The organism is Streptomyces sp. MGP-P1 (assembly GCF_057766565.1).
This window is the reverse complement of the sequence record NZ_JBYMEM010000005.1, coordinates 186,479-208,153: the sequence shown is the minus strand read 5'-3', so window position 1 is coordinate 208,153 and position 21,675 is coordinate 186,479. Positions and strand designations below refer to the sequence as shown.

Sequence of the window (21,675 nt, the reverse complement as noted above, 5' to 3'; positions counted from 1 at the left end):
TCACCGGCCCCCTTCATCACGGTTCCACGCCCCCCGCGCACCGCGGGTACGGGCCGTTCCCCCTCGCGTACGCGCTGAAGCACCGCCGTACGCGGGGTCCGTGCCACCGGCCCATCGTCACCGCAGGGCACTTCTCCCTGCCACGGCCGATCGCCGCAGGGCACTTCTCCCGCACCGTCCCGCCGGACCACCGGCGGGCGTCTTCGGCGGCCCGTATCCCCGCACTCCGGTCTGTCTGTCCACCCGACGGTTCCGTCCAAGGGGCTACTCACCCATGCCATTCGCCGTCTACGTCCTGGGGCTCGCGGTCTTCGCCCAGGGCACCTCCGAGTTCATGCTGTCCGGGCTCGTCTCCGGCATCGCCGCCGACCTCGACGTCTCCCTCTCCGCCGCCGGCCTCCTCACCTCCGCCTTCGCCATCGGGATGGTCGTCGGCGCGCCCCTGATGGCGCTCGCCGGCCGCGCCTGGCCCCGCCGCCGCGCCCTGCTTCTCTTCCTCGCGGTGTTCGTCGCCGTCCATGTCGTCGGCGCACTCACCCCGAGCTACGAGGTGCTCCTGGTGACCCGCTTCGCCGGGGCGCTGGCCAACGCGGGCTTCTGGGCGGTCGCGCTGACCACGGCCATCGCGATGGTCCCGGACCAACTGAAGGGCCGGGCCACCGCCGTGGTGGTCGGCGGCGTGACGATCGCCTGCGTCGTGGGCGTACCGGCCGGCGCGGTGCTGGGGGAGCGGTGGGGGTGGCGGTCGGCCTTCTGGGCGGTCGCGATCGTCTCGCTGCCCGCCTTCCTCGCGGTCCTGCGCTCCATCCCAGGCGGCCGGGGTACGGGCACGGGCGCCGCTCCCGTGCCCGTACGGGACGAACTGCGCGCGCTGACCGGCCCCGGGCCGCGGCCGGTCCTGCTCACGATGGCCCTGGTGCAGGGGGCGACCTTCTGCGCCTTCTCCTACCTGGAACCGCTCCTCACCCGGGAGACGGGGCTGGGCGCCGGATGGGTGCCGGTGTCCCTGGCGCTGTTCGGGGCGGGTTCGTTCGCCGGGGTCACGGTGGCGGGCCGGTTCGCCGACGCCCGCCCGGTCGCCGTCATCGCCACGGGCATGACCGCCCTCACCCTCGGCTGGGCGGCCCTCGCCCTGACGGCGGGCCGCCCGGTGCTCGCCCTGGCGCTGATCCCGCTCCTCGGCATGCTCGCCTTCGGCACGGGCACCGCCCTGATCACCCGGGTCCTGGACCTCGCCTCCGGGGCCCCGACGCTGGCCGGCGCCTTCTCGACGACCGCGTTCAACCTCGGTGCGGCGGTGGGCCCGTGGGCGGGCGGCCTGGCCCTGGACGCCGGGTTCGGCTACCGGGCCCCGGTCTGGGTGAGCGCCCTGCTGATGGTTCTGGCCCTGCTCGTCGCCGCGACGACGGCGAAGGGCCGCCGCTCCCGAGCGGGGGAGCGGCGGCCCTCAGAGGCTGTCGACCTGAGCGCCGACGGGCGCTTGTGAATCAGAGAACGCGGACCGCGCCGGTCGGCCGGTCGTAGTCCATGGAGCGCTGCACCGTGCCGGTGTTGGAGTTCTGCGCACCGACGAACTCGCCGCCGCCGATGTAGATCGCGACGTGGTACGCGCTGCCCGCGCCACCCCAGTAGAGGATGTCGCCGGGCTGGAGGTTGTCCAGGGAGACCTGGGTGCCGAACGTCGACTGGGACTGCGAGACGCGCGGCAGGTCGATGCCCGCCGTGCGGTACGCGGCCTGGACCAGGCCGGAGCAGTCCCAGGAGTTGGGGCCGGTGCCGCCGGGCACGTACGCGTCGCCGACCTGGGCCTTGGCGAACGCCACGATGGAGGCGGCGGAGCCGCTCACGTTCGAGGAAGAGGAAGAGGAAGAGGAGGGTGCGGAGGCGGAGGCGGAGCTGCCGGCGTCCGAGGAACTCGACGAGCCGGAGGAGGCGCTGAGCACCGTGCGCTCGGAGGTCCGGGAGGCGCGCTCGGCGCGCTCCTCGGCCTCCGCCTCGGCCTTGGCCTTCGCGGCGGCTTCGGCCTTCTTCTCGGCCTCGGCCTTGCGGACGGCCTCGGCGTGCGCCTTCTTGGCCGTCTTGGCGGCCTTCTCGGCCGCGGCGTCCTCGTCGGCCTGCGTCTCCAGGTCGAGGGCGACCTGCTGCGTGGCCTGGGCGGAGGCGGCCACAGCGGTGGAGAAGCCGGACGTGATCGTGGGCATCTCGATCGTCTGGGTCACCGGCTCGGCCTGGGCCGGACCGGCGGCACCCGCGACCGCGATGGTGCTGAGGACGCCACCGGCAACTCCGGCTCGCAGTGCCGACTTCGAGGCGCGCTGACGGGGCTTCCGGTGGCTGGGTATGTGAGCGGTGTGGGACATGGGTACTAGCGCTATCAGGGCTGTAGGGGTCCCATCAAGAAACGTGTGTTGCGACACAGTTACGTTCGGAATCTGTGAATCCGCTTTCCGGGCACCTTTATTGACGCCGTAACGGGCAAATCGGGCGGCGGCCAACAGGCCCGTGATCATTGCCTTTCGGTAATACGCCCGAATTGCCCGTCGCCTACCACCCGTTCGCACGGATGGCCAAGCCCGGCTTTCCGGGGTGCGGGGCCGAGTGGCGCAGGTCACAGCGCGGGTCCGCCGGAACGGTCAACCCTCGCGGCCGTGATCCGCGTGGACGTCCCGGGGTGGTCCGGGGTCACCCGCGTGGACGTCCCGCGGCGGTCCGCGGTCACCCGCGGGGCCCCATGATCGCCTCGCGGTCGTCCCGCGCCGGCGGAGGCGGCGACTCCACTCGGGCGCCGGGCCGGCGCGGAGGCGCTCCCCGTGTGCTCGATCCGGAAGTTCGTGAATGCGTGCACATGTCCGCATCGATCCCCACCACCCCTCGTGCGGGCGGTCGTCGATCTCGGCCGACGCCCTTATCACCCCGAGGTATTCCACCGCCAATTTGCTTGTACGGGCCTTCGATTGATAGCGCGGCACGCCTTTGACCAGCGGTAACGCCGCCGAATGTCACGTCTCGTGATCACTCGGCCGCTTCGCGTACGAAGATCACCGCTCATAGGACTTCATGATCCTTCGTCAGGTGGTGGAGATCACAAAGACGTTGTCGTACCCCGTGTCGCAGATCACAGGGGGCCGGGCATAGGATGCGGGGCAGTCGGGCTTGTGAACTGCCTCACATGTGCACGATCTTGGTGAGGTGGCGAGCCGGTCGCCCGATGCGGTCCACAGGTCAAGGACGACTGGAAGGAGCGAGGAGCGTGAATGCCTACGCGCCCATCCTCGTGCTCGGCGCCCTCGGGGCAGGGTTTGCGATCTTCTCCGTGGTCATGGCCACGCTTATCGGCCCCAAGCGGTACAACCGGGCAAAGCTCGAAGCGTACGAGTGCGGTATCGAACCCACCCCGACTCCCGCCGGAGGCGGCCGCTTTCCGATCAAGTACTACCTGACGGCGATGCTTTTCATCGTCTTCGACATCGAGATCGTCTTCCTCTATCCCTGGGCGGTCTCCTTCGACGCCCTGGGGATCTTCGGGCTCGTGGAGATGCTGCTCTTCGTGCTCACCGTCTTCGTCGCCTATGCGTATGTATGGCGTCGGGGCGGCCTGGAATGGGACTGAGGGGCTGAGGGGCACACCATGGGACTCGAAGAGAAACTGCCGAGCGGCTTCGTTCTGACCACGGTCGAGCAGGCCGCGGGCTGGGTGCGGAAGTCGTCCGTCTTCCCGGCCACGTTCGGACTGGCCTGCTGCGCCATCGAGATGATGACGACCGGCGCGGGCCGCTACGACCTGGCCCGGTTCGGGATGGAGGTCTTCCGCGGATCGCCGCGACAGGCGGACCTGATGATCGTCGCGGGACGGGTGAGCCAGAAGATGGCCCCCGTCCTGCGGCAGGTCTACGACCAGATGCCGAATCCCAAGTGGGTCATCTCCATGGGGGTTTGTGCGTCATCGGGTGGCATGTTCAACAATTACGCCATTGTGCAGGGTGTTGATCACATTGTCCCGGTCGACATCTATTTGCCGGGTTGTCCGCCTCGCCCCGAGATGCTGCTGGACGCCATCCTCAAGCTCCACCAGAAGATCCAGAACGGCAAGCTCGGGGTCAACGCGGAGGAGGCCGCCCGCGAGGCGGAGGAAGCGGCCCTCAAGGCACTGCCCCTGATCGAGATGAAGGGGCTGCTGCGGTGACCGAGAACTCCGACGCGAACGGCGAGCGGAACGGCAACGCCGTACCCGCCCCGCGCGACACCGGCGGCGAGGTCATCCGCGTCCGCAAGGGCATGTTCGGCGCGAACAACGGCGGCGACACCTCCGGCTACGGCGGCCTCGTCCGCACCATCACCCTGCCGGGGGCCGCCTCCCGGCCGTACGGCGGCTGGTTCGACGAGGTGGCCGACGAGCTGGAAGGGGCCCTGGAGGAACAGGACCTGCTCCCCTCCAACGCCATCGAGAAGACGGTCGTCGACCGCGACGAGCTGACCTTCCACATCGCCCGCGAGCACCTGGTCCAGGTCGCCCGCACCCTGCGCGACGACCCCGCCCTGCGCTTCGAACTCTGTACGGGCGTGAGCGGCGTCCACTTCCTGGGCGACAAGGGCCGCGAACTGCACGCCGTCTACCACCTGCGGTCCCTCACCCACGGTCGGCTGATCCGGCTGGAGGTCTCCACCCCGGACAGCGACCCGCACGTCCCGTCGCTCGTCGAGATCTACCCGACCAACGACTGGCACGAGCGCGAGGCGTACGACTTCTTCGGGCTCGTCTTCGACGGCCACCCAGCCCTGACCCGGATCATGATGCCGGACGACTGGCAGGGCTTCCCGCAGCGCAAGGACTATCCGCTCGGCGGCATCGCCGTCGAGTACAAGGGCGCCCAGATCCCGGCTCCGGACCAGCGGAGGTCGTACTCCTGATGACCACTCCCCACTCGACACCCCGTGCCACGACCGAGGGGACTGTATATACAGTCACCGGCGGCGACTGGGACGAGGTCGTGGAATCCGCGGTGAAGTCCGACGACGAGCGCATCATCGTCAACATGGGTCCCCAGCACCCGTCCACGCACGGCGTGCTGCGCCTCATCCTGGAGATCGACGGCGAGACCGTCACCGAGGCCCGCTGCGGCATCGGCTACCTCCACACCGGCATCGAGAAGAACCTCGAATTCCGCAACTGGACGCAGGGCACCACCTTCGTCACGCGGATGGACTACCTGACGCCGTTCTTCAACGAGACGGCGTACTGCCTGGGCGTCGAGAAGCTCCTCGGCATCGAGGACCAGATCCCCGACCGGGCCACCGTCCTGCGCGTCCTGCTGATGGAGCTCAACCGGCTCGCCTCGCACCTGGTGTGCATCGCCACCGGCGGCATGGAGCTCGGCGCGACCACGATCATGATCTACGGCTTCCGCGATCGTGAACTGGTTCTCGACCTCTTCGAGCTCTTCACCGGCCTGCGGATGAACCACGCGTTCGTCCGCCCCGGCGGCCTCGCCCAGGACCTGCCCCCGGGCGCGGTCGACCAGCTGCGCGAGTTCATCAAGACCATGAAGAAGAACCTGCCGGAGTACGACAAGCTCGCCACCGGCAACCCGATCTTCAAGGCCCGGATGAAGGACGTCGGCTACCTCGACCTCACCGGCTGCATGGCGCTCGGCGCCACCGGCCCGGTGCTGCGCTCCGCCGGACTCCCGCACGACCTGCGCAAGAGCGACCCGTACTGCGGCTACGAGACCTACGAATTCGACGTCCCGACCGCCGACACCTGCGACTCCTACGGACGCTTCCTGATCCGCCTGGAGGAGATGCGCCAGTCGCTGCGCATCATCGAGCAGTGCATCGACCGCCTGGAGCCCGGGCCGGTCATGGTCGCCGACAAGAAGATCGCCTGGCCCGCCCAGCTCGCCCTCGGCCCGGACGGACTCGGCAACTCGCTCGACCACATCCGGAACATCATGGGCACCTCCATGGAAGCCCTGATCCACCACTTCAAGCTGGTGACCGAGGGCTTCCGGGTCCCGGCCGGTCAGGTGTACACCGCCGTCGAGTCCCCCAAGGGCGAACTCGGCGTGCACGTCGTCTCCGACGGCGGCACCCGTCCCTACCGGGTCCACTTCCGCGACCCGTCCTTCACCAACCTGCAGGCCATGGCGGCGATGTGCGAAGGCGGCCAGGTCGCCGACGTCATCGTCGCCGTCGCGTCCATCGACCCCGTGATGGGAGGCGTCGACCGGTGACCACATCACGCCAAGACGTCAGTCTGGGGATGCCGCAGCTCCCCGCCACCCCCTACCCGGCCGAGGTGCGCGCCCGGCTCGACGCGGACGCGAAGGAGGTGCTCGCCCGCTACCCCGGCAGCCGCTCCGCCCTCCTGCCGCTGCTGCACCTCGTGCAGTCCGAGGAGGGATACGTCTCCCGTACGGGCATGGCCTTCTGCGCCGAGACGCTCGACCTCACCACCGCCGAGGTCACCGCCGTCGCGACCTTCTACTCCATGTACCGGCGCAGGCCCAGCGGCGACTACCAGGTCGGCGTCTGCACCAACACCCTGTGCGCGGTCATGGGCGGCGACGCCATCTTCGACACGCTCAAGGAGCACCTCGGCGTCGGCAACAACGAGACCACCGACGACGGCAAGGTCACCCTCGAACACATCGAGTGCAACGCCGCCTGCGACTTCGCGCCCGTCGTGATGGTCAACTGGGAGTTCTTCGACAACCAGACGCCCCAGAGCGCCACGCGACTCGTCGACGACCTGATCGCCGGCCGGACCGTCGAGCCCACCCGCGGCGCGCCGATCTGCTCGTACAAGGAGACGGCCCGCATCCTGGCCGGCTTCCCCGACGAGCGGCCCGGCGCCGTCGAGGCGACCGGCGGCGCCGGCCCCGCCTCCCTCGTCGGGCTGAAGCTCGCCAAGGGCGAAGCGCTCCCGCAGGCGCGCGTGGTCTCCCCGCGCGCCGGACAGCCCCAGGACGCGCGACCGCAGGACGCGGAGCCCCAGGACGGGCAACCGCACGACCCTTCGCCGTCCGAGCACCTCAGCTCGCACGACGCACCGCAGCAGACCTCGGCCTCCGACCCGGAGCACCCGGCCGGGCCCGCAGCCGAGGAGGGGGAGTGATGACCTTGGCCGCCGAGATCGACCACAACGGGACGAGCCCCGAGAAGCTGCTCGCACCGGTCCTCTCCGCCTTCTGGGACCAGCCCGACTCCTGGACCCTGGACACCTACCGCCGCCACGAGGGCTACGAAGGGCTGCGCAAGGCACTCGCCATGGCGCCCGACGACCTCATCGCGTACGTCAAGGACTCCGGTCTGCGCGGACGCGGCGGCGCGGGCTTCCCCACCGGGATGAAGTGGCAGTTCATCCCGCAGGGCGACGGCAAACCGCACTATCTGGTGGTCAACGCCGACGAGTCGGAGCCGGGGACCTGCAAGGACATCCCGCTCCTCTTCGCGAACCCGCACAGCCTCATCGAGGGCATCGTGATCGCCTGTTACGCGATCCGTTCGTCTCACGCGTTCATCTATCTGCGCGGTGAGGTCGTCCCCGTGCTGCGACGACTGCACGAGGCCGTACGAGAGGCGTACGAGGCGGGTTATCTGGGGACGAACATCCTGGGTTCAGGACTCGATCTGGAACTCACGGTGCACGCGGGCGCCGGTGCGTACATCTGTGGTGAGGAAACCGCGCTGCTCGACTCTCTCGAAGGACGGCGTGGCCAGCCCCGGCTGCGGCCCCCCTTCCCTGCGGTCGCCGGTCTGTACGCCTGCCCCACTGTCGTGAACAACGTCGAGTCCATCGCCTCGGTTCCCGCGATCCTGAACAAGGGCAAGGACTGGTTCAAGTCGATGGGCAGCGAGAAGTCCCCGGGCTTCACGCTCTACTCGCTCAGCGGCCATGTCACCAGCCCCGGCCAGTACGAGGCCCCGCTCGGCATCACGCTGCGCCAGCTCCTCGACATGAGCGGCGGCATCCGGTCCGGCCACCGCCTGAAGTTCTGGACCCCGGGCGGCTCCTCCACCCCGATGTTCACCGAGGAGCACCTCGACGTCCCCCTCGACTACGAGGGCGTCGGCGCCGCCGGGTCCATGCTCGGCACCAAGGCGCTCCAGTGCTTCGACGAGACGACCTGCGTCGTGCGGGCCGTCACCCGCTGGACCGAGTTCTACGCCCACGAGTCCTGCGGCAAGTGCACACCCTGCCGCGAAGGGACGTACTGGCTGGTCCAGTTGCTCCGCGACATCGAGGCGGGCAAGGGCGAGATGGCCGACCTCGACAAGCTCAACGACATCGCCGACAACATCAACGGCAAGTCGTTCTGCGCGCTCGGCGACGGTGCCGCCTCGCCGATCTTCTCCTCCCTCAAGTACTTCCGCGAGGAGTACGAGCAGCACATCACCGGCAAGGGCTGCCCCTTCGACCCCGCCCGGTCCACGGCCTGGGCCGACGACAAGAACACCGACGGCAAGAACGCTCACCGGGGGGTGAACGCATGACAGTCACCACGAGTGCGCCCTCCGGGGGCGGCGAGGCGGCGATCCCGCCCGAGGACCTGGTCACGCTGACCATCGACGGCATCGAGATCAGCGTCCCCAAGGGGACCCTGGTCATCCGCGCCGCCGAGCTCCTCGGCATCGAGATCCCGCGCTTCTGCGACCACCCGCTTCTCGACCCCGCCGGCGCCTGCCGCCAGTGCATCGTCGAGGTCGAGGGCCAGCGCAAGCCGATGGCCTCCTGCACCATCACCTGCACCGACGGCATGGTCGTCAAGTCGCAGATCACCTCTCCTGTCGCCGAGAAGGCGCAGAAGGGCGTGATGGAGCTGCTGCTGATCAACCATCCGCTGGACTGCCCCGTCTGCGACAAGGGCGGCGAGTGCCCGCTCCAGAACCAGGCGATGTCGCACGGCGGCGCCGACTCCCGCTTCGAGGGCAAGAAGCGGACCTTCGAGAAGCCCGTCCCGATCTCCACCCAGGTGCTGCTGGACCGCGAGCGGTGCGTGCTCTGCGCGCGCTGCACCCGGTTCTCCAACCAGGTGGCGGGCGACCCGATGATCGAGCTGATCGAGCGCGGCGCCCTCCAGCAGGTCGGCACCGGAGAGGGCGACCCCTTCGAGTCGTACTTCTCCGGCAACACCATCCAGATCTGCCCGGTCGGCGCACTGACCTCGGCGGCGTACCGATTCCGCTCCCGCCCCTTCGACCTGGTCTCCACCCCCTCGGTGTGCGAGCAGTGCGCGGGCGGCTGCTCGACCCGGACCGACCACCGGCGCGGCAAGGTCATGCGTCGCCTCGCGGCCAACGAGCCCGAGGTCAACGAGGAGTGGCTCTGCGACAAGGGGCGGTTCGGCTTCCGTTACGCCCAGCAGCGCGACCGGCTCACCACCCCCCTGGTACGCAACGCCGAGGGCGAGCTGGAACCGGCGAGCTGGCCCGAGGCCCTGGAAGCCGCGGCGGCCGGACTCCTCGCCGCCCGAGGCCGTACCGGTGTCCTGACCGGCGGCCGGCTGACCGTCGAGGACGCCTACGCGTACAGCAAGTTCGCCCGGGTCGCCCTCGACACCAACGACGTCGACTTCCGCTCCCGGGTGCACAGCGCCGAGGAGGCCGACTTCCTGGCAGCCCGGGTCGCCGGACGCGGCCTGGACCTGGACGGCGAGGGGGTCACGTACACCGCGCTGGAGAAGGCCCCCGCGGTCCTGCTCGTCGGGTTCGAGTCCGAGGAGGAGGCGCCCGGCGTCTTCCTGCGGCTGCGCAAGGCCCACCGCAAGGGCGGCCAGAAGACCTTCGCGCTCGCCTCGCACGCCACCCGGGGCCTCGTGAAGGCGGGCGGCACGCTGCTGCCCGCCGCCCCCGGCACCGAGACCGAGTGGCTGGACGCGCTCGCGGGCGGTGTCGGCCTCGAGACCGAAGGGGCCGCCGCGGCCGAGGCGCTCCGCGCCGAGCACTCCCTGATCATCGTCGGTGAACGGCTCGCCGGAGTGCCCGGTGCGCTGTCCGCCGCCGTCCGCACCGCCACCGCCACCGGCGCACGCCTGGTGTGGATTCCGCGCCGGGCGGGCGACCGGGGCGCGGTGGAGGCGGGCGCGCTCCCCACCCTGCTGCCCGGCGGCCGCCCGGCCACCGACCCGCGGGCCCGCGAGGAGGTCGCCGAGCTGTGGCGCGTGGCCGCACTGCCCACCCGCCACGGCCGCGACACCGGCCAGATCGTCGAGGCAGCGGCCACCGGCGAACTGCGCGCGCTCCTTGTCGCCGGGGTCGGCGTCGAGGACCTGCCCGACCCGAACCGCGCCATCCAGGCGCTCAACGAGGTCGGCTTCCTGGTCTCCCTGGAACTGCGGCCGAGCGCGGTGTCCGCCCGGGCGGACGTGGTCTTCCCGGTCGCCGCCGTCGCGGAGAAGTCCGGCACCTTCCTCAACTGGGAGGGCCGGGTCCGGATGTTCCAGGCGGCGCTGAAGCCGGAGCAGCTGCCCCGGACGCTCGCGCCCACGGACTCCCGGGTGCTGCACATGCTGGCCGACGCCATGGACGTGCACTTCGCCCTGCCGGACCTGACCGCCGCCCGCCGCGAGCTGGACCGGCTCGGCGGCTGGGAGGGCGGCCACGCCCAGGACCCGCGCGAGAGCGCGCAGCCCCTGCCCCGGCCCGGCGACGGCGAGGCGGTCCTCGCGGGCCACCGCATGCTGCTCGACCTCGGCCGGCTCCAGGAGGGCGACACGGCGCTCGCCGGGACCCGGCACGCGGCCGTCGCTCGGCTCTCGGCGGTCACCGCCGCCGAGTCCGGGGTCAAGGACGGCGACCTGCTCGCCGTCACCGGCCCCGCGGGCACCGTCGAACTGCCCCTCGCGGTCACCGACATGCCGGACCGGGTGGTCTGGGTGCCGCTGAACTCGGTGGGGCGCGGCATCCCCGCCGACACCGGCGCGAACCCCGGCGGCCTGGTGCGGATCGGCCCCGCCGCCGCACCGGGTGCTCCCGTCGAACCATCGGAGGTACGAGCGTGACTGGCCTCGCCGCATTCACGAGGGCGCCCGAGAGCGTCGTCCTCGCCGCCGAGGATCTCTCGATGTTCGGCACCGACCCCTGGTGGCTCGTCGTCATCAAGGCGGTCTTCTGCTTCGCGTTCCTGATGCTGATCGTGCTGTTCTCCATCGTGTGGGAGCGCAAGGTCGTCGCCTGGATGCAGCTGCGCGTCGGCCCCAACCGGCACGGCCCCTGGGGGCTGCTCCAGTCGCTCGCCGACGGCATCAAGCTGATGCTGAAGGAAGACGTGATCGTCAAGCGCGCGGACAAGGCGGTCTACGTCCTCGCGCCGATCCTCGCCGCGATCCCGGCCTTCATGGCGATCGCGGTGATCCCCTTCGGCCCGGCGGGCAACGAGGTCTCGATCTTCGGGCAGCGCACCACGATGCAGCTCACCGACCTCCCGATCGCCGCGCTCTACATCCTCGCCGTCGGCGCGGTCGGGGTGTACGGCTTCGTCCTCGGCGGCTGGTCCTCGGGCTCGACGTACCCCCTGCTCGGCGGAATCCGGTCGTCCGCCCAGATGATCTCGTACGAGATCGCCATGGGCGCGGCCTTCGCCTCGGTCTTCCTCTACTCCGGGTCGATGTCCACGTCGACGATCGTGGAGGCGCAGGCGGACCGCTGGTACATCATGCTGCTGCCGGTCTCGTTCATCATCTACATGGTGACCATGGTCGGCGAGGCCAGTCGGGCGCCGTTCGACATGCCGGAGTCCGAGGGCGACCTGGTCGGCGGGTTCAACACCGAGTACAGCTCCATCAAGTTCGCGATGTTCATGCTCGCCGAGTACATCCACATGGTGACCGTGTCGATGATCGCGGTGACGCTGTTCCTCGGCGGCTGGAGGGCCCCGTACCCGATCTCCGCCTTCTGGGAGGGAGCGAACCACGGCTGGTGGCCGATGCTCTGGTTCTTCCTGAAGCTCCAGGTGCTGATCTTCTTCTTCATCTGGCTGCGCGGCACGCTTCCCCGCGTCCGCTACGACCAGTTGATGAAGCTGGGCTGGAAGGTCCTCATCCCGGTCTCGGTCGTCTGGCTGATGCTCGTCGCCACCGTCCGCGCCCTGCGCAACGAAGGCTACGACTTCTCCCGGATCGTGCTGTACGTCGGTGCGGCCGTGATCGCGATCCTGCTGATCTCGTTCGTCGTCGACATGTTCCGCGACCGCAGGAACCGTGCCGAGGAGGAAGCGGCCGGACCGGAGCCCGCCTTCGACCCGATGGCGGGCGGGTTCCCGGTGCCTCCGCTGCCCGGACAGACCCTGCCGCCGGTGCCCAGGCGCACCCCACGACGGGAGCGGGAGCTCGTTGTCAGTGGTGGAGCGGATACTCAGAGTGACGCAAGCGCGAGTGACGGAAAGGAGGCCGGCGGTGTCTGAGAAACCAGAGCTCACGGGCTCATCGGGATCCGCTGGGTCCTCGGGCCAGGCGGGCCAGGCAGGGGGGTCGGGGGAGAAGTTCCAGAACCCCGTGGCCGGCTTCGGCGTGACCTTCAAGGCCATGTTCAAGAAGCGGCTCACCGAGCAGTATCCGGAGACGCCGAAGGTGACGGCGCCCCGCTTCCACGGCCGCCACCAGCTCAACCGCCACCCGGACGGCCTGGAGAAGTGCGTCGGCTGCGAGCTGTGCGCCTGGGCCTGCCCGGCGGACGCGATCTACGTGGAGGGCGCGGACAACACCGAGGAGGAGCGCTACTCCCCGGGAGAGCGCTACGGCCGCGTCTACCAGATCAACTACGCGCGCTGCATCCTGTGCGGACTCTGCATCGAGGCCTGCCCCACCCGGGCACTGACGATGACGAACGAGTTCGAGCTGGCCAACACCACCCGCGAGAGCCTCATCTACACCAAGGACGAGCTGCTCGCGGGCCTGGAGGAGGGCATGGTCGACAGCCCGCACGCGATCTTCCCCGGCATGGACGAGCAGGACTACTACCGGGGCGTGGTCACCGAGGCCGCCGCCGGCACGGTCCGTCAGACGGCCGTGTCCAAGGGCGAGGGCGACAAGGCCGACGAGGACCCCATCGAGTCCACCCGGGCCGCCGACGCCACCCGGCCGGACAAGGGGGTGGGGGCGTGAACGCGCTGGCCGCAGCCACCACCACCTCGACCGGCGAGGCCGTCCAGTTCTGGATCCTGGGCACCGTCGCCGTGATCGGCGCGCTCTCCACGGTGCTGATGAAGAAGTCCGTGCACAGCGCCCTCTCGCTCGCCGGGACCATGATCGTCCTCGCGGTCTTCTACCTCGCCAACGGCGCGTATTTCCTCGGCATCGTCCAGATCGTCGTCTACACCGGCGCGATCATGATGCTGTTCCTCTTCGTCGTCATGCTCGTCGGCGTCACCGCCGCCGACTCCCTCCAGGAGACCCTCAAGGGGCAGCGCTGGCTGGCCCTCGGGTGCGCTCTCGGGTTCGCCGTGCTGCTGATCGCGGGCATCGGCAACGCCTCCCTGAGCACCTTCAACGGGCTGGGCGCGGCCAACGCGCAACACGGCGGCAACGTCGAGGGAATCGCCAACCTCATCTTCACCAAGTACGTCTTCGCCTTCGAGATCACCGGCGCCCTGCTGATCACCGCGACGGTCGGCGCGATGGTGCTCACGCACCGCGAACGCACCGAACGGGCCAAGACCCAGCGGGAGATGTCCGAGGAGCGCGTACGCGGCAAGCACCTCCCGCCGCTGCCCGCCCCCGGCGTCTACGCCCGGCACAACGCGGTGGACATCCCCGGCCTGCTCCCCGACGGCACGCCGTCCGAGCTCACGGTCATGCAGACGCTGCGGCAGCGCGGTCAGATCCGTGACGTCTCGCGGCAGTCCCTCGCCGATCTCAAGGCCCTGGAGCAGCGCTCCGGGGAGCGGCTCGGACGTGAGGACGCGGACGCCGTGGCGCGCGGCGCCAATCCCCCGTCCGCGGCGGAGAATTCGGAGGCCGCCAAGTGAACCCGGTCAACTACCTCTACCTCGCGGCCCTGCTGTTCGCGATCGGCGCCTCCGGGGTGCTGATCAGGCGGAACACGATCGTGCTGTTCATGTGCGTCGAGCTGATGCTCAACGCCTGCAATCTGGCGCTCGTCACGTTCTCCCGGATGCACGGCAACCTCGACGGGCAGATCGTCGCGTTCTTCACGATGGTCGTCGCCGCCGCGGAAGTCGTCGTCGGACTCGCGATCATCGTGTCGCTGTTCCGCTCCCGCCACTCGGCCTCGGTCGACGACGCCAGCCTGATGAAGCTGTAAGGGGTCGGAAACGTGGAGAACCTGATTGCGCTGCTCGTCGCGGCGCCCCTGCTCGGAGCGGCGGTCCTGCTCTGCGGCGGACGCCGCCTGGACAAGACCGGCCACTGGCTCGGCACCGTCCTGGCCGGCGCCTCGTTCGTCGTCGGACTGATCCTGTTCACCGACATGCTGGGGAAGGACGCCGAGGACCGGGCCCTGCACCAGCACCTGTTCAGCTGGATTCCGGTGGAGGGCTTCCAGGCCGACATCGCCTTCCAGCTCGACCAGCTGTCGATGACGTTCGTCCTGCTCATCACCGGTGTGGGCACGCTGATCCACATCTACTCCATCGGTTACATGGAGCACGACGAGCGCAGGCGCCGCTTCTTCGGCTATCTCAACCTGTTCCTCGCGGCGATGCTCATCCTGGTCATCGCCGACAACTACCTGCTGCTGTACGTCGGATGGGAGGGCGTCGGTCTGGCGTCGTTCCTGCTCATCGGCTTCTGGCAGCACAAGCCCACCGCGGCCACCGCCGCGAAGAAGGCCTTCCTGGTCAACCGGGTCGGCGACATGGGCCTGTCGATCGCCATCATGCTGATGTTCACCACCTTCGGCACCTTCGCCTTCGGGCCGGTGCTGGAGTCGGCGGGCGAGACGAGCCAGGGCAAGCTGACCGCCATCGGGCTGATGCTGCTGCTGGCCGCCTGTGGCAAGTCGGCCCAGGTGCCGCTGCAGTCCTGGCTCGGCGACGCGATGGAGGGCCCGACCCCGGTCTCCGCCCTCATCCACGCCGCGACCATGGTCACCGCCGGCGTCTATCTGATCGTCCGCTCCGGCGCGATCTTCAACGCCGCCCCGGACGCCCAGATGGTCGTCGTCATCGTCGGCGCGGTCACGCTGATCTTCGGTGCGATCGTCGGTTGCGCGAAGGACGACATCAAGAAGGCCCTCGCCGGCTCCACGATGTCGCAGATCGGCTACATGATCCTGGCCGCGGGCCTCGGCCCCATCGGCTACATCTTCGCGATCATGCACCTGGTGACGCACGGCTTCTTCAAGGCCGGACTCTTCCTCGGCGCGGGATCCGTCATGCACGGCATGAACGACGAGGTCGACATGCGCAAGTACGGCGGCCTGCGGAAGTACATGCCGGTCACCTTCGTCACCTTCGGCCTCGGCTATCTGGCCATCATCGGCTTCCCCGGCCTGTCCGGCTTCTTCTCCAAGGACAAGATCATCGAGGCGGCCTTCGCCAAGGGCGGCACCGAGGGCTGGATCCTCGGCTCCGTGGCCCTGCTGGGCGCCGCGATCACCGCGTTCTACATGACGCGCGTGATGCTGATGACCTTCTTCGGCGAGAAGCGCTGGCAGCCGGACGCGGAGGGCCACGAGCCGCACCCGCACGAGTCCCCGAAGTCCATGACGATCCCGATGATCGTGCTGGCCTTCGGCTCGGTCTTCGCCGGCGGGTTCTTCGCCATCGGTGACCGGTTCATCAACTGGCTGGAGCCCGTGACCGGTTACGACCACGGGCACGCCCCGCTGAGCGCGGCCACGGTCACCGGAGCCACCGTGGTGGCCCTGGTCATCGGCGTCGGGATCGCCTGGGCGATGTACGGGCGCAAGCCCGTGCCCGTCGTCGCCCCGCGCGGTTCGGTCCTCACCCGGGCCGCCCGCCGCGATCTCCTCCAGGACGACTTCAACCACGTGGTCCTGGTCCGCGGCGGCGAGCACCTCACCCGCTCGCTGGTCTACGTGGACCACTCCCTGGTCGACGGCGTCGTCAACGGCACGGCCGCCTCGGTCGGCGGGCTCTCCGGCCGGCTGCGCAAGCTGCAGAACGGCTACGCCCGCACCTACGCGGTCTCGATGTTCGGCGGTACGGCGGTCGTCATCGCCGCGACCCTGCTGATGAGGGCGGTCTGATCACATGTCCTTTCCCCTCCTGACCGCGACGGCGGCGCTCCCGGCGATCGGCGCCATCGCCACCGCCGCGGTCCCCGCCGCGCGGCGCACCGCGGCCAAATGGCTCGCGCTGCTCTTCTCGCTCGGCACGCTCGTCCTGGCGGCCGTCGTCTTCCTCCGCTTCGAACCGGGCGGCGACCGCTACCAGCTCACCGAGTCCCGGTCCTGGATCGCCGACTTCGGCGTCCGCTACGAACTGGGCGTGGACGGCATCGGGGTGGCGCTCCTCGGCCTCACCGCGCTGCTGATCCCCTTCGTCATCGCCGCCGGCTGGAACGACGCCGACCCCCTGGAGACGAAGTCCTCGCGCTGGCGTCCGACGCAGGGCTTCTTCGCCCTGATCCTCATGGTCGAGGCCATGGTGATCCTGTCGTTCGTCGCCACCGACGTCTTCCTCTTCTACATCCTGTTCGAAGCCATGCTCATCCCGATGTACTTCCTCATCGGCGGCTTCGGCGACCGGGCCCACGCGGGCACCGACGAGAACGCCGCGACCCAGCGGTCGTACGCGGCGGTCAAGTTCCTCCTCTACAACCTGGCCGGCGGCCTGATCATGCTGGCCGCCGTCATCGGGCTGTACGTGGTCGCGGGCAGCTTCTCGCTCTCCGAGATCACCGAGGCCCGGGCCAACGGCTCCCTGGAGATGGCGACCAGCACCGAGCGGTGGCTCTTCCTCGGCTTCTTCCTCGCCTTCGCGATCAAGGCGCCGCTCTGGCCCCTGCACACCTGGCTGCCCAACGCGATGGGCGAGGCCACCGCCCCGGTCGCCGTGCTGATCACCGCGATCGTCGACAAGGTCGGCACCTTCGCGATGCTCCGCTTCTGCCTCGGACTCTTCCCGGAAGCCAGCAAGTGGGCGACGCCGGTGGTCATCACCCTGGCGCTCGTCTCCATCGTGTACGGGGCGCTGCTCGCGGTCGGCCAGCGCGACATCAAGCGGCTCATCGCCTACGCCTCGATCTCGCACTTCGGCTTCATCATCCTGGGCATCTTCGCGATGACGAGCCAGGGCCAGTCGGGCGCCACCCTCTACATGGTCAACCACGGGATCTCGACGGCCGCGCTGCTGCTGGTCGCCGGATTCCTCATCACCCGGCGCGGGTCACGGCTCATCGCCGACTACGGCGGGGTCCAGAAGGTCGCCCCGGTTCTGGCCGGGACGTTCCTCATCGGCGGGCTCGCCACCCTGTCGCTGCCCGGACTCGCCCCGTTCGTCAGTGAGTTCCTGGTCCTCGTCGGCACGTTCAGCGCGTATCCGGTGGCCGGCGTCATCGCCACCTCCGGCATCGTGCTCGCCGCGCTCTACGTCCTGGTCCTCTACCAGCGCACGATGACCGGCCCGGTGAAGGAATCGGTCCGGTCCATGCCGGACCTCAGGGCCCGGGAGCTGGCGGTCGCGCTTCCGCTGATCGCCGTGCTGATCTTCCTCGGCGTCTTCCCGAAGCCGCTCACCGAGGTCGTCAACCCGGCGGTGGAGCACACCATGTCCGACGTACAGAAGAAGGACCCCCAGCCCGAGGTGGAGGCCGCCAAGTGAGCGCAACAGCTGTCCACAGTCTGTGGACGACGGCGAGCGGGGTGACATCGGCGGCACCGGGCAGCACGTTCACGGCGCCGAAGATCGAGTACACCCAGCTGATGCCGGTCCTGATCATCGTGGTCGCCGCCGTCCTGGGCATCCTGGTGGAGGCCTTCGTGCCGCGCCGGGCCCGCTACCACGCGCAGCTCTTCCTGACCGTGGTGGCGGTCGCCGGCTCGTTCGCCGCGATCGTCGGCCTCGCGGCCGGCGGATACGGCACCACGGACGCCGGGATCGTGGCCATGGGCGCCATCGCGATCGACGGCCCCACCCTGTTCCTCCAGGGCACCATTCTCCTGGTCGCCATGGTGGCGGTGTTCACCTTCGCCGAGCGCCGACTGGACCCCACCGCCCACGGAAACCGGGTCGACTCCTTCGCCGCCCAGGCCGGGGCCGTACCCGGCGGTGAAGGCGAGAAGGCCGCCGTCCGGGCCGGCTTCGCCACCACCGAGGTCTTCCCGCTCCTCCTCTTCTCGGTGGCGGGGCTGCTGGTCTTCCCGGCCGCCAACGACCTGCTGACCCTGTTCATCGCGCTGGAGGTCTTCTCCCTCCCGCTCTACCTCCTGTGCGCCGTGGCCCGCCGCAAGCGGCTGCTGTCGCAGGAGGCCGCCGTGAAGTACTTCCTGCTCGGCGCGTTCTCCTCGGCGTTCTTCCTCTTCGGGATCGCCCTCCTCTACGGCTACGCGGGCTCCCTCTCGTACGCCGACATCGCCAATGTCGTCGACGGGTCGGTCCTGGAGATCGACCCGGCCCTCGCCGACACCATGGGCAACGACGCACTGCTGCTCATCGGCGGCGCGATGGTCCTGGTCGGCCTGCTCTTCAAGGTCGGTGCGATCCCGTTCCACATGTGGACCCCGGACGTCTACCAGGGCGCCCCCACCCCGGTGACCGGCTTCATGGCCGCCGCCACGAAGGTCGCGGCGTTCGGCGCGATGCTGCGCCTGCTGTACGTGGCCCTGCCGGGCCTCGCCTGGGACCTGCGGCCGGTCATGTGGGCGGTGGCCATCATCACGATGCTGGGCGGCGCGATCGTCGCGATCACCCAGACCGACATCAAGCGGCTGCTGGCCTACTCCTCGATCGCGCACGCGGGCTTCATCCTCGCGGGCGTCATCGCGGCCAGCCCGGAGGGCATCTCCTCGGTCCTCTTCTACCTGCTGGCCTACTCCTTCGTGACGGTCGGCGCGTTCGCCGTCGTCACCCTGGTGCGGGACGCGGGCGGCGAGGCCACCCACCTGTCGAAGTGGGCCGGGCTCGGCCGACGCTCGCCGCTGGTCGCCGCGGTCTTCGCGGTGTTCCTGCTGGCCTTCGCGGGCATCCCGCTGACCTCCGGGTTCTCCGGGAAGTTCGCGGTGTTCAAGGCGGCCGCCGAGGGCGGGGCCGGCGGGCTGGTCGTCGTCGGTGTGCTCTCCTCGGCCGTCGCCGCGTTCTTCTACATCCGCGTGATCGTCCTGATGTTCTTCAGCGAGCCGAAGGCGGACGGCCCCACGGTCGCCGTCCCGTCCCCGCTGACCATGACGACGATCGCGGTCGGCGTCGCCGTCACCCTGGTGCTGGGCCTGGCCCCGCAGTACTTCCTGGACCTGGCGAGCCAGGCGGGAGTGTTCGTGCGGTAGCCCGCGCGGTAGGCAGGAGAGCAGCGCCGGACGGTCGGTTATCCACAGACCGTCCGGCGTTGTCGTCGCCGCCGCCTATCGTGGACGGGGACGAGAGCAGGACGGACAGGGCCGGGCGTGCGGACCCTCGGGGGACAGAGCATTGGGTGTGACCATGGATGTGACCGGGACGGTGACCGACACCGACACGGGCGGCGAGAGCGGCACGGGCGGTGAGAGCGGCACGGGCGGTGAGAGCGAGGCGCGGCGGACGCTGCACCGCGTCTTCGGGTACGAGTCGTTCCGCGGCGAGCAGGGCGCGGTCATCGAGCATGTGGTGGCGGGCGGCGACGCGGTCGTGCTCATGCCCACCGGCGGTGGAAAGTCCCTCTGCTACCAGATCCCGTCCCTGGTCAGGCGGGGCACCGGCGTCGTCGTCTCCCCGCTGATCGCCCTCATGCAGGACCAGGTCGACGCCCTGCGGGCGCTCGGCGTCCGGGCCGGCTTCATGAACTCCACGCAGGACTTCGACGAGCGCCGCTCGATGGAGGCGCAGTTCCTCGCGGGCGAGCTGGACGTGCTCTACCTCGCGCCGGAGCGGCTGCGGCTGGACTCCACCCTCTCCTTGCTGGCCCGGGGCGAGATCTCCGTCTTCGCGATCGACGAGGCGCACTGCGTCGCCCAGTGGGGCCACGACTTCCGCCCCGACTACCTGGCCCTGTCCGTGCTCGGCGAGCGCTGGCCGGACGTTCCGCGCATCGCCCTGACGGCGACCGCGACCCACGCCACGCACGAGGAGATCACCCGCCGCCTCGGCATGCCGGACGCGAAGCACTTCGTCGCGAGCTTCGACCGGCCGAACATCCAGTACCGGATCGTGCCGAAGTCCGAGCCCAAGAAGCAGCTCCTCACCTTCCTGAAGGAGGAGCACGCCGGGGACGCGGGCATCGTCTACTGCCTCTCGCGCAACTCCACCGAGAAGATCGCGGAGTACCTCTGCCGCAACGGCGTGGAGGCCGTGCCCTACCACGCGGGCCTGGACGCCGGGACGCGCGCCACCCACCAGGCGCGCTTCCTCCGCGAGGAGGGGCTCGTCGTCGTCGCGACGATCGCGTTCGGCATGGGCATCGACAAGCCGGACGTCCGCTTCGTCGCCCACGTCGACCTCCCCAAGTCCGTCGAGGGGTATTACCAGGAGACCGGTCGCGCGGGCCGTGACGGGGAGCCGTCGACGGCCTGGATGGCGTACGGACTCCAGGACGTCGTCCAGCAGCGCAAGCTCATCCAGGGTGGCGAGGGCGACGAGGCGTTCCGCCGCCGGGCCGCCTCCCATCTGGACTCGATGCTGGCCCTGTGCGAGACGGTCCAGTGCCGCCGGGCCCAGCTGCTGACCTACTTCGGCCAGGAACCCACGGCCCCCGCCTGCGGCAACTGCGACACCTGCCTCGCCCCGCCCGAGACCTGGGACGGCACGGTCGTCTCGCAGAAGCTGCTCTCGACGGTCGTGCGGCTGAAGCGCGAACGGAACCAGAAGTTCGGCGCCGGCCAGATCATCGACATCCTGCTGGGCCGCAAGACCGCCAAGGTCATCCAGTTCGACCACGACCAGCTCTCCGTCTTCGGCATCGGCGAGGAGCTGGCGGAGGCGGAGTGGCGCGGTGTGGTGCGCCAGCTGCTGGCCCAGGGGCTGCTCGCGGTCGAGGGGGAGTACGGCACGCTGGTCCTGACCGACGAGAGCGCGACGGTCCTGGGGCGGGAGCGGGACGTGCTGCTCCGCAAGGAGCCGAAGAAGCCGACGTCCCGGTCGTCGTCCTCCGCCGGCGGCGCCAAGGGCAAGGCGGCCCCCGCCGATCTCCCGGAGTCCGCGGTCCCGGTCTTCGAGGCGCTGCGCGCCTGGCGCGGGGCGACGGCGAAGGAGCAGGGCGTCCCGGCGTACGTCATCTTCCACGACGCCACGCTGCGCGAGATCGCGACGCTGCACCCGAGCTCCCTGGCGGAGCTGGGTGGCGTCAGCGGTCTGGGCGAGAAGAAGCTCGCGACGTACGGGGAGGGCGTGCTGGAGGTCCTGGCGCAGACGCCCCCGGGTGCGGCGACGGAAGCTCCCGCCCCGGCGGCCGCGGCTCCCGCAGCGGCTCCCGTGCCCGCGTCGCGCCCGTCGGCGGCTCCGGCCCGTACACAGTCCCCGGCCGCGGTCCAGGCCCCGCAGCACGGCGACCCCGAGTTCGGCTGGGACGAGGAACCGCCCGAGTACGAGTGATGCGTACCGGGCGGCGGGGGAGGGAGGGGCGGCGG

The 21,675-nt window shown here is 70.0% G+C and carries 17 protein-coding genes; 16 read left to right on the top strand and 1 reads right to left on the bottom strand.

Going from position 1 to position 21,675, the window contains the following annotated elements; all coding sequences use genetic code 11:
• Window positions 1-274: 274 nt before the first annotated feature.
• Window positions 275-1,486 carry a Cmx/CmrA family chloramphenicol efflux MFS transporter gene (locus AC3CH1_RS10225; RefSeq protein ID WP_488462601.1) on the top strand — a complete coding sequence of 404 codons (1,212 nt, stop codon included), beginning with the start codon at window positions 275-277 and terminating at the stop codon, window positions 1,484-1,486.
• 1 nt (window position 1,487) lies between these two features.
• On the opposite strand, the gene AC3CH1_RS10220 is transcribed toward AC3CH1_RS10225, so the two are convergent.
• Window positions 1,488-2,360, bottom strand: coding sequence for a C40 family peptidase (locus tag AC3CH1_RS10220; protein ID WP_488462600.1), 873 nt, complete (start codon window positions 2,358-2,360; stop codon window positions 1,488-1,490).
• Window positions 2,361-3,250: 890 nt separating this feature from the next.
• On the opposite strand from AC3CH1_RS10220, the gene AC3CH1_RS10215 reads away from it, so the two are divergent.
• From AC3CH1_RS10215 to recQ, 15 genes are all read left to right on the top strand, one after another.
• Window positions 3,251-3,610 (top strand): NADH-quinone oxidoreductase subunit A, encoded by a 360-nt coding sequence (locus AC3CH1_RS10215; protein WP_003967084.1) that lies wholly within the window; start codon window positions 3,251-3,253, stop codon window positions 3,608-3,610.
• Window positions 3,611-3,628: 18 nt separating this feature from the next.
• Window positions 3,629-4,183 (top strand): NuoB/complex I 20 kDa subunit family protein, encoded by a 555-nt coding sequence (locus AC3CH1_RS10210; protein WP_018960437.1) that lies wholly within the window; start codon window positions 3,629-3,631, stop codon window positions 4,181-4,183.
• Window positions 4,180-4,908, top strand: coding sequence for an NADH-quinone oxidoreductase subunit C (locus AC3CH1_RS10205; RefSeq protein ID WP_488462599.1), 729 nt, complete (start codon window positions 4,180-4,182; stop codon window positions 4,906-4,908). Before AC3CH1_RS10210 ends, AC3CH1_RS10205 begins: the two co-directional genes overlap by 4 nt.
• Complete coding sequence (locus tag AC3CH1_RS10200; RefSeq protein ID WP_488462598.1) at window positions 4,908-6,230, top strand: NADH-quinone oxidoreductase subunit D; 1,323 nt, start codon at window positions 4,908-4,910, stop codon at window positions 6,228-6,230. Before AC3CH1_RS10205 ends, AC3CH1_RS10200 begins: the two co-directional genes overlap by 1 nt.
• Window positions 6,231-6,259: 29 nt before the next feature.
• Window positions 6,260-7,114 (top strand): NADH-quinone oxidoreductase subunit NuoE, encoded by an 855-nt coding sequence (nuoE, locus tag AC3CH1_RS10195; protein WP_488462597.1) that lies wholly within the window; start codon window positions 6,260-6,262, stop codon window positions 7,112-7,114.
• Window positions 7,111-8,493: an NADH-quinone oxidoreductase subunit NuoF gene (gene nuoF, locus AC3CH1_RS10190; RefSeq protein WP_199787844.1), complete on the top strand. Its 1,383-nt coding sequence runs from the start codon at window positions 7,111-7,113 to the stop codon at window positions 8,491-8,493. Before nuoE ends, nuoF begins: the two co-directional genes overlap by 4 nt.
• Window positions 8,490-11,000 carry an NADH-quinone oxidoreductase subunit G gene (locus AC3CH1_RS10185; RefSeq protein ID WP_488462596.1) on the top strand — a complete coding sequence of 837 codons (2,511 nt, stop codon included), beginning with the start codon at window positions 8,490-8,492 and terminating at the stop codon, window positions 10,998-11,000. Before nuoF ends, AC3CH1_RS10185 begins: the two co-directional genes overlap by 4 nt.
• Window positions 10,997-12,400 (top strand): NADH-quinone oxidoreductase subunit NuoH, encoded by a 1,404-nt coding sequence (nuoH, locus tag AC3CH1_RS10180; RefSeq protein WP_488462595.1) that lies wholly within the window; start codon window positions 10,997-10,999, stop codon window positions 12,398-12,400. Before AC3CH1_RS10185 ends, nuoH begins: the two co-directional genes overlap by 4 nt.
• On the top strand, window positions 12,393-13,100 hold the full coding sequence (gene nuoI / locus AC3CH1_RS10175; RefSeq protein WP_488462594.1) for an NADH-quinone oxidoreductase subunit NuoI: 708 nt from the start codon (window positions 12,393-12,395) through the stop codon (window positions 13,098-13,100). Before nuoH ends, nuoI begins: the two co-directional genes overlap by 8 nt.
• A complete protein-coding gene (locus tag AC3CH1_RS10170; RefSeq protein ID WP_488462593.1) occupies window positions 13,097-13,963 on the top strand; it encodes an NADH-quinone oxidoreductase subunit J in 867 nt (288 codons plus the stop codon). The genes nuoI and AC3CH1_RS10170 overlap by 4 nt, the downstream gene beginning before the upstream one ends.
• Window positions 13,960-14,259, top strand: coding sequence for an NADH-quinone oxidoreductase subunit NuoK (gene nuoK / locus AC3CH1_RS10165; RefSeq protein ID WP_018960446.1), 300 nt, complete (start codon window positions 13,960-13,962; stop codon window positions 14,257-14,259). The genes AC3CH1_RS10170 and nuoK overlap by 4 nt, the downstream gene beginning before the upstream one ends.
• A 12-nt stretch (window positions 14,260-14,271) precedes the next feature.
• A complete protein-coding gene (gene nuoL / locus AC3CH1_RS10160) occupies window positions 14,272-16,167 on the top strand; it encodes an NADH-quinone oxidoreductase subunit L (RefSeq protein ID WP_215105874.1) in 1,896 nt (631 codons plus the stop codon).
• A 4-nt stretch (window positions 16,168-16,171) separates the two neighbouring features.
• On the top strand, window positions 16,172-17,743 hold the full coding sequence (locus AC3CH1_RS10155; RefSeq protein ID WP_488462592.1) for an NADH-quinone oxidoreductase subunit M: 1,572 nt from the start codon (window positions 16,172-16,174) through the stop codon (window positions 17,741-17,743).
• Entirely contained in the window at window positions 17,740-19,404 is a 1,665-nt protein-coding gene (gene nuoN / locus AC3CH1_RS10150; protein WP_488462591.1) for an NADH-quinone oxidoreductase subunit NuoN, read from the top strand. The genes AC3CH1_RS10155 and nuoN overlap by 4 nt, the downstream gene beginning before the upstream one ends.
• Before the next feature lie 154 nt (window positions 19,405-19,558).
• Window positions 19,559-21,640, top strand: a complete 2,082-nt coding sequence (gene recQ, locus AC3CH1_RS10145; RefSeq protein WP_488462590.1) for a DNA helicase RecQ — start codon at window positions 19,559-19,561, stop codon at window positions 21,638-21,640.
• Window positions 21,641-21,675 lie beyond the last annotated feature (35 nt).